Consider the following 12875-nt stretch of genomic DNA (forward strand, 5'->3'; position numbering starts at 1 on the left):
TTACGCAACCAGGCCCTGGGCGGCGCCAGTTGGAGACGCCGCCTGGAGAGCATCCTGGTTGATGACAGCTGCGAGGGGGCTTGCGCCCGTCTCGAGCTGACAAATCGCTGCCGCAAGCCCATCAGGGCCTACCGCAGATAATATGGCATCATCCTCCGCTTGGGGTGGGTAACCCCCAGCGGAATCCGAATCACCACTCATGGCAACGAGGCCAACACCCGAAGCGTCGCCGATAGCGTTTTCGACCAAAACGGCATCGCCCGCATTGGCATCCGAAAGAGCCGTCTCGCTGGCACCATCAGCCTCGCTGATAATAGCGGCAGCATCAGAGGCCACATCCAGCATGGCAGCAGAAGCAGCATCACCAGCCGCAACCATCTGGCCAATCGCAGACGCGGAAGCGCCCGCAGCGGCATCGGCGCTCATCGAAGAATCGGTCGTAGCTCCGCTAAACAATGCAAGCATGGCAACCGTTTCGTCCTGTGCAGGCTCAGACGCGAGGGTTAGGGGCTCAACCGCAACCGCCGCAACATCCTGCTCGGATAGCGCAACGAGCGCGGTACCCCCTCCCCCACTATCGTCGGATAGAGCCGCCAGGGCTGTGGCACCCGACCCGGTACTCAACGCCGCAAGCGGAGTTGCCGAGCCAGCGCCAAACGACGTCAGTGTCGTCGCAATGAGATTCTTGCTTGCATCGGTCCTATAAATCACGCCATCCGAAGTCTTCAGATAATACGCGTAGATCGACATTATGTACGTCCTGTCATCGTTCCTACCAAGGTAGCCGAGCAGGTTGGCGTACGTAGTAGCCGTGTCAATCTTATCCCCGGTCTCAATACCCCAACCAAGGAATGTATAACCAGGCAATGCAGGCTGGCGATTCTGATAAATCGCGGATCCAACAGAGTAGTAATTCGTATTGCTGTTAGCGTAAGAAGCGGCACCCGTAGGCGTGTTGTACTTAATCTTGTACGCAGAAGTTGCCCAGTTCGTATACACGGTGCACTTAAGGGGAAGACGCTCAAAGGTAAGCGGATCACGAGCCTGAGTGTCGTTGTACTTCATTATTTCGCCGATTGTCTTGGCATTTGTCACCACCGTCGCACCGAGAGCAGAGGTTTTATCAATCCACGGCTTTGTAGCGTTCAGGTAATAGCCGTCACGTACGGGGCTCTTGCCCTGGAGCACGTTTGCCACATTCCAGGCAACCTGCTTATCGGGATATGTCGTGCCGCCCTTGGTCTCGTACGAAACAGTAACCTTCAACCAGTTCCACGTTCCAAACACCTTGCCATGACCCGTCAAAGGATCAATGGTCGTCAGATTCGCAAACGTATGCGTGGTGAGCAGGTTTGCGCCAAGCGTTGCGTTAGTCAACTTCCATTTGTTGAACTCATGGCCCAAATACGTGATAACGCTGCCATTTGCCGTCTCGGACGCCGGAAGATCGCGGGGATCCTTCACAACGAACCCGGGCATAGAGCTTGACGCCGGGTACGTGTACAGTAGGTCAAGATTAGTATCCGACAGCTTAACTGTACGCTCGAACAGCTTACGCGGAATGCATTTCGTAATAGCAAGGTTCTCGATTTGCGCCGTCGTATATGATCCGCTCAAAATACCGTTCTTCTGAGCATTAGTAAGACCCAATCGCGAATCAGTGGGATCGGCGTAAAGCAACGCCAGCGTATCAGCCACCGCAATATCATCAGGACCCCAGTACTCGATAACGCGCGTCTCTTCTTCCCAAATCGCGTACAAGTAGTTCGCCTCGGGGTCGGTAACCGTTTCCTTCAGCTTCCACTTCTCCCACGGAATGTTGTCCGGATCATCGGGATTACGATACGGGAACTCAATGTTCTCCTTGAGGCAGAGCGGATTATGGCTCCAGCCAAGGAAGATATAGCCCTCCCTCGTGAACTTGTTATCGCTCACGGCAACTTCCTCGTCGGTCACGCCCCAGGTATCGGGGGTCGTACCGTAGTCGGTCATGTCGCCATTGCCACCCGGGAAGATAAACTTCGGGTTAATGGTCGGATAAATATTCGCATAGTACGTGATCTTCTGCGGCAGAGGCTGCCAGATCGCGTACAGACGCAAGCTGCTCGGCGGCATCGTGAACGTCGCAAACGTGTATTCGGGGCTTGTGTAGCTGCTCTTCGCGGGGTTATTCAGGTCGGTAGACCAACCCATCAGCTGGTAGCCATAGCGAATGATATCGGCTGTGTTGTACGGCGTCACCGTGTCGTCTACGCGAATCGCACCAGGGTTACCCTGGGTCGGCGTGACGATCGGGTCGACAAACGTAGGCGCCGCTTCCGCAATGCCGCTATCCCAGGTGCCCTTCACGGGCTCCCAGATGATCTGCACGTAATTCGCGGAGTAGTACAGGTAGAGCACCAACGTGCTGGCGAAGGTATCGTTATCCACCGCATCCAGCTTGCCCTCGGAAACATGAGGCGGATTCGCCGCGTTCTCGGTAGCCGTAAGCGTGGGATTGTACGAATACCCGCTATCGATAATATCCTGACGCAGGTAGTCGATACCGTCGTAGTACACGCCAGCCTCGCCCGTCTCGATGGTCACGATGTACTGGAAGCCATTCGGGTTGGCCGTATTCTCCTTCCAGTGGTGCACCTCGAACTCGATGCCGGTACGCGCTTGAGCGAACAGGAACAGCTCCAAACCACCATCAGCGGTAATCACGCCGCTGCGCACTTCCTTGTACTTCGGCTCGGTCTCGCCCTCCTCGGTATACGTGTAGCTGGGATAGTAGAAATACCCCGGCAGGTTGATGTACGTGGTGCCGTCAATCGTAACCGTATCGTCCACATCGCCCGTGAGCACATCGGTGCGCAGAATCATCGGATCGCCGCCCGTGGGCGTGCCATCGGCGCCCGGGCCACCGTTGTGCACCAGGCCATCGGCGCCCACACGGTACGTGTACACCGTGTAATTCACCACGTTAGCCTGATAGTACAGGTACAGCACTGTGGAGCCATCGGGCTCGATATTAGCCTGCCAATTAGTGCCAAACTTCGCATTGAAGACGTGCGCGGAATCAAACGTGTAGCCATTGAACGTCTTGGCAACGGCCGTTGCCAAGGTATCGCTCGTGCCCTGCAGGTTCTCGGTGGCCATGATGCGCTTCGGGGAATCCAGCTCGCCATTACTCTTCACACGCACGTGATACACCACGTACTTCGTGTCGTCGCGCGGAATCCACACGGCATAGACCACGTTGTCGTTGTTATCCAGCAGCAACGTCCAATTGCTGCCCACGGCCACGTCGCTCGTGCCCGCATCGGCCAAAGCCTTGGTCGTTGCCCAGCCGCCGAAGTTGTAGCCCACGCGCGAAAGCAAGCCCGTGGGGTCGGCAACCTTCACGGTGCCGCCGTACACGCCGTACGTATCGGGCACGCTACCCTGGGCCTTCTTGGAATTGTTGTCGTACGCCAGGCGACGCACCGAAGGCGTCCAATGCGCGTACAGGACGGTATTACCCGCCGGCATATTCCACGTGGTAAGCGTGGGAAGCAGCTCGATGGCGCCCGTCGGATCGTTTACCGACCAGCCCAGGAAGTCGTAGCCAATCTGCGTGGGGATGGGAATGGTCACCACATCACCCGTGGCGTACGAAGTGGGCCCGATTACTGAGGTGCCATCGGCGAACTGACCGGTGGTGCCGTCGATGGTCAGGTTATACGCAAGCACCATGTAATAGATCTTCAGCACCATAGAACCATCGGCTGCAATAACAGCGTCGGTAGCGCCATAACGCGCCAGCGTATCGGACGGGCTGTATACGAAGCCGTCGAAGGTAACCAGCTCGTTGGCGGCGTATACCGTGCTGTTCGTCTCGCCGTAGCGTTCCACGGTAAGCGCCTTGTACGGCGAGGAGCCATCGGTATGCAGCTGCCAATGCTCCACCTTGTACGGAGTGGTGCTCTTGGCCACGTAGTAGATGTAGAATACGTCGCTGGAAGCACCCATACCCGTAATGGCCTGCGAAGACAGATAGGCATTGTAGGTGGTGCCACCCACCGTGGCGCCGGAGAAGCTCGGATCGAGCTCGTAGCCCACCAGGCGCGGGTCATTGGGCCTATGCAGGCCCGCATCCACAACGTCAATGGTCAAGCCGACCTGACCGTCGTGATACTCGGTGGAGTCGATAAGCTCGATATCCGTATATGCCGCGTTGGTGCGGTAGATCTTTACCGTGTAATCGATACCCATGAGGGCCTTGTAGTACAGCAGCATAACCGACGTGCCGTCGCCGGCAACCTCGATGCGGATGACACTATCGCCAAAGCCGTCATCGGCGGTCTTGTAGCTCCACGTGCTGTCCCAAATGTAGCCCGTGAGTGTCTGGGCCACGTCGACGCCATGGATAACCTTGCCCGCCTCGGCCGTACGCGTCTCGTCGGTCTCGCTGATGAACATGGTGCCCACGTTGTTCAGGAAGACATGACGCACCGTGTAGGAAACGGTATCGGGCTTGTAGTAGATATGCAGGATGGTGGTTCCGTCGCCGTTCAGGTTCGCAGTCGTCACGTTGCCCGCGTTGGTGCTGTCGAACGTCCAGCCCACCGGCGGGTTAATCAGACCCAGCGCCGAAGCGTCAAGGGTGGTATCGGTCGTGCCGGTACGCTTTACCTTGCTCACCGTCTCGCCATCGGAATTCACGTAATGGTACGCCACCGTATACATGGTGTCGCTACGCGCACGCCACGTGGCCGTCATGGTACCCACACGAGATGCCATGCCCGGCATGGGGATGGAGGCGCCCGGTGCGTACACCGTGCCATCCTGATCGAACGTCCAGCTCACCAGCACGTAGCCGGGACGGTACACCTGGCCTTCCTCTTCGCCCTGCGTAGGCAGCGTGATGCCCACGCCCGCCTCGTACTGGTCGACTCGCGTCACGCCGGAATACGACCAGCCGGCATCGGAAGCCACCAAGTCGTAGATGATCGTCATGGGCTGCGCCACGTAGTACATGACGAGCGCCGTGGTGCCCTTGCGGTCGACGATGGCCGAAGGTGCAGCATCGGAAGCATAACCAGGCGTGTAGACATAGCCCGTGTACTGCGACGACAGGTCGTCGGCGTATACGCGCGTGCCCGTCGTGGCGGTATGCTCTTCCTTCACTTCGAAGAGCAGCTTGCCCTTGGAGGTCACGCGACGCTGATACACCACGTATTTCGTGTTGGTGTTGGGCTGCCAGATGGCATACAGCGTAGCATCGCTATACGGCATGGTATATGCGGAACCAGGAGCATACACCCACGTAAGGTCGCCCTCAGCCGGCTTCACATCGGTCCAGCCAATGAGCGTGTAGCCAGCGTAGGTAACCTCTGCCGCAGAAGGCAGCGTGGTGGCATGGCCCGAGGTAACCGAACGCGGATTAGCGCCGCCATACGAAGGCATCTCGGCCGCCGTCATAGCCGGAGGCAGATTGCCCGCCAGGTCGAACGTGAGCTGCGCATCGTATTCCATGTAGTACAGGCGAAGCACCGTGGTGCCCATGGCGCTGACTTCATCCTCGATCTTAACGAGCTCGATGCCGCTCGGCTGGTACGTAGTGAGCATGTAGTAGCCGCTGAACGTGCGCGTCCAACCCTTGGACACGGCGTTCACCGTGGTGCCCGTGGTCTGGTACGGATGCGTGTCGGTGGCAGCCAGCGTAACGGTGCCCGCCGCGTTGACCAGGTAGTATTCCACCGTGACGCTGATGTTGTCGCTCGGTTGGAACACGTAATAGTACGTAGCCGACTTATAGGCTCCATCTACGCGCTCGGGAACGAGCGACATGCCAGCGAGCTGGCGATGGCTTACGCCGCCCACCGTGTAGGTCATGGTGACCTTATTGCCGTCCTCGTCTACCCAGTACCCATACGTGTAACCCGTATTGGGCGTAACAGTGGCGCCCAACGGCGTACCAGAGACGGGATACAGGCTTTCGGCCGACATGGTGCCCGGCGAACCGCCGCCATTCAGCTGCACGGTACCGCGCGCCGGATCGGCAACGATGTACGTAATGGTGATCTGCGGCGCTTCCTGGAAGACCGCGTAGTAGATGGAGGGATCAGGCCACGCATTGGGAGCCGCAGGCGTAGGCGGTACGAACTTGTAGCCCTGGTACGTATAGGTAACCGCACCCACCGTACGAGTGAACGTAGTGGCAGTAGAATCGCTACTCAGGGTATTGCCCGCAGCGTCGACCCATTTCACGAATACGTAGCCATTATTGGGAACGGCGTACGAACCCTTGGCCGCGCCACCGACGCCGGTAACGACTTCGCTCTCGCGATAGACGAAACCACCCGTGGAAACGCCGCCATACGGACCGCTATCAACCGCGTACTCGATGGTGGAAGGATACGCGGGAATCCAATGGATGTAGATGACCTTGTCCAGGCCGCCCACCGTATAGGGCGAACCGGGAATGTATACTACGTCGCCATTGGGTGTGTCGGAATAGCCATCCATAACCCAACCGTCACTACGCGTTGCGTAGTCGAAGAGCGGCAAGCGCGAGCAGTAGCCCGGCGCATAGCTACCCGTCTGATCGAAGTAATTCGTCGGAGAACTCATCGAGCTGTACTTCGTCGTATCCAACGTGATCGTGATGTTCGCAGGATCGGGGTTGTTCTCATTGATGGTGAACACATGGCGGATGGGCGTCCACAACGCCACAAACTCGTAGTTCGCGTCCACCGTCGTGGGGAATGCCTCGTTCAGAATCAAATCGGTGCCCAGGGCAAACATGGTGGCATTCACGCCTGCATCGAACAGCATCGTGTTCGCATACACGCTAGGCGTGTAGTCAAATGCCAGAATAAGCTGGTTATACGTCGCCAGGTTCACGTTCGTATGCATAATCGGATCGGGCGTAACCGTGGCATAGCCACCACTCACCGTCACGATGTGCTTACGCCACGCCCAACCAGCGAACTCGTAGCCCTCCTTGCCCTGCGGTGCAAACGTAGAGATAGGCGGATAACCCGCCACACTACTGTCAACGGCGCCATTGTAGTAGCCACGCGTGGTAATGGGCGTGTTCACGGGGATATCCTGAATGAGCGTCTGGTCGTCGACGCCCTGCACGAAGCTACCGCCAGAGCCCGTCATATAAGCCATGACGCGCGGCTCTACGAAGACGGCCGTGAACGTGGTGTCACCCATGATCTGGATGGTGGAAGGCGACATAGTAAAGTCGGTAACGGTCGTGCCGTCATCCATGGTCATGGTGTAGTTCCAGCCCATGTTGATCCAGTTGTTGTGATCGAGCAGGCGAATCTGGATATCCTTCACGCGCGGCGTGTACGTACCCATCTCAACGCCATTACGATACGCATAGCTTCCCGAAGGCACCAACGTGGGATACGTGGTGGCATCATCGTACAGGTCGCCCTTCGCGGCATCCGCGGTGTCGATGTTGAAGCGCACCGTATAGCCCTTGGCCTCCCAGAAGCCAATGATGATCACATTGTCGTCGGGCATCCAGAAGTCATACGGATACGCAACCGAACCATTGTACGGGCCAACCTCCAAATTGTTCGCCCAGATAGGAATGGGATTGCCTGCGCCGTTGTACACCAGGTAGCCACCCGCGCCGTCGGTATTCAAGACCGCCAAACCAGACGCTACGGTACTACCAGGCTGACCGCGGTCGACCTTCACCGTAGTGGTCAAGTCGTAGTTCTTCCACAGCTCGGCGTAATCCACGCCAATCAGGTCGGTAGCCTTGTACGCCACCCAACCGCTGAACTGATAGCCATTCACGCCAACGGTAGCCGCGGTATCGTCGAAGATGACCGAGCTGTTGCGATACAGGCCACGCGGTTGATTGGTGGGCGCAATGGGCGAATCGGCAGGCACGATGCCCTGACCGTTCAACACATAGCGATACGTAAGCGTGAAGCAGCCAATGTCGTAGTACAGCTTGATCTTCGACAGGCCATCCGCCGTTACCGTAATGGTGGTGGTGGAAATATCGGGGCGGTACAGGTGATGCGAGACCTCGGACAGGTCGAGACGCGTCACGCCGTCGGTATCGAACGGCTTAATCAGGTCGCTGTCAGCCGCAACGGTGATCACATCTCCCGTCTTGGCATCGTAGCTCGCCGTGTAGCTCTCGTTGATGAAGTACTCGCCCGAGCCATCCTGCAACCAGTATTCCACCACGTAATGCGTGGCAGATTCGCTGAACCTGGCAATGTAGACGATGTCATGGTAGATGCCATCGGAAGCACGTCCAGGTACGAACTCGTAGTAGCCATACTCCGTATTGAGCGTGCCCATACCATAGTAGTTGCCCTCGCCATCGTAGAAGCCCAGGAAGTCATATCCATCGCGGATATAGAGGTACGTGCCCATGGCCGTGCCCGTAGCGGGTGCGACCTTCTCGTACGTACGCGTGAGCCAGCCAGCATCGGCAACGTCGACCGAGTACGTAATGGTAATGTCATCGTCTTCCGTGAAGACGGCGATGTACGTTGCATCATGATATGCGCCATCAGCGCCGCGAGGCGGAATGAACGTGCGCTCGGTGCTCACGATATTGCCCGATTCGTCAGCCCAATGCAGGAAGTGATAGCCCAGCTGCGAGTACGCGGTAATGGCGCGCGGGCCAGGCTCATTCACGGGCGTGAGCGGGTTGCCCTCGTCGTCATACAGAACGTTGCCGTCCTTGTCGATCAGGTAGCCGTCTTCGTTCACATTCTGCTTCAGCGGGTCGACCATGTAGCCCGTACCAGCCCACACCGTCTGATATGCGTAGCCGTCGCCCCAGTTCAGGCCCTGGTCATCTTGGTCGTCGGCCAGCGTGCCGTCGGAATTGTCCCAATCGACCCACCAGTTCGACGTGGTGTACTTGATGGTGGCCTGCTGCTGCTCCCACATGGCGTACAGCGTGGTAATAGCCGCCGGAATCGGGTACACAGCATTAGGCTCGTACGTCGTGCCCAGACCATCGGGGTCGGTATTCCACGACTTCAGAACGTAGCCGGGACGCAGCACGTCGGTCTTGGAAGGCGTCACGAACGGCGAGTACGCCACGCCCTTCACGGGGGCCAGCTTCTCTTCGCGCGTGCCGTTGCTATTGTGAATAATCACACCAGCGCCCTCGTTCGGGTCGAAGTACACCGTGTAGCTGCCGCGAATCCACAGCGCCGTGACGGTAATGTCATACGAAGGAACCGTGCCATTGGTAACGGGATTGGTGACGTAGACGCCACCGAAGAACTCTTCCAGGCTCTTGCCATCAATCTTCGATACGTACGGATAGTAGTGGTAGACCGTGGTGCCGTAGCCGCCATCGACCTCCCAACCAGCAAACACGTAACCCTCATCGCCAATGGGCAGGTAACGGTTCAGATTGTTCGTACCGTCGGAGAGGAACTCGTTCCAATCGTACAGGTTCGGATACTGCAGCAAATAGCGTGCACGGTTCTCGCCCGCTACCGTAGGCTCCTCGTTATCCGGATCGACGTCGCGTTCACAAATAATGTCATAGTCAGGCATGCCATAGCCCATTTCGGGGATCTGCGTACCTGCGCGCAAGTTATCGAACTGCGTGCCCGCCATGCCCTCGAACTGGCCATGCTCGCCATTCTTGAAGGTCACGGAATACAGGCGCTCCCACTTCGGACGTACGAAGCCATTGCCCAGCACGCGAATATCGGTAAGGTCGCACGGCGTGCCGTTGTACACGGGACCGGAAAGCTCATGACCCTCCAGGTCGTAGAACTTGCCACCTATGACGTTCACTGCACCAGTACCCGTAACCTCGGTACCATCATCGAGCGTGAACACCCACTCCCAGTTGTACAGGCCATAATTGTCCTTGGCGTAGCCATAGCCCGGCGTCGTAGTGATCTTGCCGTCGCGATAGGAAAGCTTATCGTAGTAGGAAAGCGTGCCATCCCAAGTAAGGTAGCTCGGATCATCAACGTTCACCAAACCACCCGTGTAGGGATTGTCGACGGTGACGGTGTAAGTACGCGCAACCCAATGCACGTACAGGTTCATCGTCCATACGTCTTCGCCGTCATCGTCCTGCGAAAGCACCAGCGAGCCATTGGCGCGCAGCTTCGCGATTTCCGCGCTGGAAAGCTGGAAGACTTCCCCGTCGGCCCACAAACGATCGCTCTGCGTCGTGCCGGCAATGTACGACCACGCATCAAAGCGATAGCCATTCAGCGTGAACAGATTCGGATCAAGCTGCGTAGGCGTATCGAAGCTCGTCACCTGCGTGTACGTGCCACTCGGATACCAGCTTGCCGTCGTGTCGGTCTCGTTGTACACGGCACCGGGAACCGGATTCCAATGGAACACGATGGTCGCATTGGCGGGCGCCCACGTGGCAATGAGCGTAATAACGCCATCGCCATCGGCGTCGGGCAAGTCGGCCACGGCAATGCCCGACAGATCCCAGCCGTACACCTTATGCTGCGAGCCATTTACGGTGGTCTCGGAGGTTACGATGACCTGGCCGTCCTCGTTCTTCCAACCCGCAAAGACCATGCCCTTCTTGCCCTTCGGAGCGCCGCTGCCAGAAGTATCGCCCGCAAACTTGGGGGTCTTCGTTCCAGCATCCATGGAAACGTGCGGGAAGTACGTCTGGCCATTTACGGCAGCCTTCTTCTGCGCGTCGGTCGTTCCAGGCGCGGTAGCGGTATCAACGAAGAAGTTCGTGCCATCTTCGTAACCAGGATCGTTCGCCAGGTAGTTCACTACGTGAGCCGGCGCCCATACGGCAGTGAAGAACACAGGGCCCGTAATGACGAAATCGTAGATGCCATTCGGGGTGAGCGTACCCGACTCATAATCCAGGCCCAGCTTCAGGGCATCGTCGGTGACCATGCGGTATTCCCAATGATCCAGGCAATAGCCGTCGATGGGGTTGGTCTGTACCTCTCCCCTGTCAAGCGTATCGCCATGGAAGACGTAGCTCTTGCCGGATACGGTACCCAGGCCGGTATTGCTGCTCTCGTACACGATGGGCACGTTGCTGCCGATCCAGTGCAGGTACACGTCCACGGTATGAGGCGAACCATCTTCCTCCATGGTGGACCACAGATTGCTGAACGTGCCGCCATTGTCGATAAAGCAGAAGTAATCGTCCCAACCAGGATTGTACGCGTAGCGCTCGGGGTCGCTCGTATGGTGCCAGAGTCGATCGGTAAGGGCATGCCAGTCGCCAAAGTCATAGCCCGTGTGGATATATTCATTCCAGGGCATGGTATAGAGCTGGTCGTAACGCAGGCCGGTAAGCTCGACCATGTCACGCAGATTGCCCGTGTCGGCATCGCGCACGAAGCCAGCATTGCCCTCGTCGTTGTAGCCATAACCATGGAAGCGCACGTTATAGGTGATGGGGCTCCAATGTGCGTAGAACACTACGTCGTCATTACCCATAACAAAGGTGCTCTGGAAATCGTAATCGGGGGTATCACCCTGCTTGTTGGGCGTGGCATCCCAGCCTACCAGGAGGTAGCCCTTGCGATAGAATCCCGTAGACTGGTCATCGCGCGCACGCGTGACGGTAACGCCCTCCTCGTAGTACTTGGTTTCGGGCGTAACAGCAGGGTTTCCACTGCCATCCGTGGAAACGATGCTGCCACCGTTTACGTTGTAGCTCACGGTATGGCCCACATACTTCCATACAACGTAGAGAATGTACGTCTCGCCCTCGCCCACCAGATCGGTGACCTTCACGCGGTCGGTCAGGGGCACGCCATTCACCACCTGCACCACGCCTGCTGCCGCCTGCGTGGAGTCGTGGTTCCAACCAGCGAACGTGTAGCCATCGCGCGTGTAGCGACCATAAGCCGTCTTCAGCGGCGTGGCAACGCCCACTTCGATCTTCTGATCGGTAAGGCCAAGCGAGCTAGGATCGGACTGTGTGCCGCGATCGAAGCGCACCGTCCAGTAGCGCTCGGGCACGACTTCGCGCCAGACCGCATACAGCGTCACCGTATCGCCGTCGAGCAGCGACAGGTTGCGCACGCGCTGGTTGTCCTGGAACTGTACGTTGCCCGCCTTGGCCAAATCGTAATCGGTGTTCCAGCCGATGAACACGTAGCCCTCGCGACGGAAGTTGATGCCCACCGGGGTGATGCGCTGGTATACGCCAATGGTGAATTCCTGATCCTGGATGCCAGCGGAATCTAGGTCGTAGTCGTAGCCACCGTCAAATTTCACGGTGTAGTGACCGGCATCTTCGCCATCGCCACCACCACTCGGCTCGTCGGGAAGCTCGATCTCCTCCCAGACGGCGTACAGCGTGATGGCATCGTCGCCAGAAGCACCCGTGAGGATGTTCTTCACCAGCTGGTAGTCGTCGTACTCAACCAGGCCGTCGGCAGCGCGGCTCGCATCGGAATTCCAGCCCAGGAAGCGGTATCCATACGCGGTGAAGCGACCACCATTGGCGGTAAGGCGCTGCGCAACGTCATAGGTAAATTCCTGCGTGACGGTATGCGTAACGCCATAGCAGTCGAAGTCGGCGAGCGGAACGCCACTGAACGTAACAGTGTACGTATTGGGCGCAAAGCGCGCGTACCACGTCTGGCCGTCCTCCCAGTATTCGGTAGCCGCCTTGGTAGGCGCCCACGCGGAATCAGTGGACAGACAACCACCCTGCTCGGAAACGTTGCCGTTGCGATCGAGCACGTTGGGCTGGTACCAACCCAGGAAGTGGTAGCCCTCGTTTGCCACGGCCACGGAGCCCTTGGGAACGCCCGTGCTGTAGTTGAGGACTTCGCTCGCCGTTTCCACGGTGCCGCCCACGGTGGTCACGTTGCCATTGGCGTCGGCCACCTTGTAATACACGTTCACGTAGTTATCAAGCCAATGCGCGATAAGCG

The 12875-nt window shown here is 58.0% G+C and carries 1 protein-coding gene (cut by a window edge); it reads right to left on the minus strand.

The genetic code is table 11. The annotated features are described in order from the left end of the window. Positions 1-12875, minus strand: partial view of a BspA family leucine-rich repeat surface protein gene (locus tag AAY81_RS10465; protein WP_066663396.1) — the end only. It continues 19756 nt past the right edge of the window; 12875 of the gene's 32631 nt are visible here — the last part of the coding sequence; its start codon lies off the right edge, out of view; it ends in the stop codon at positions 1-3.

Source organism: Denitrobacterium detoxificans, from assembly GCF_001643775.1.
GTDB lineage: Bacteria > Actinomycetota > Coriobacteriia > Coriobacteriales > Eggerthellaceae > Denitrobacterium > Denitrobacterium detoxificans.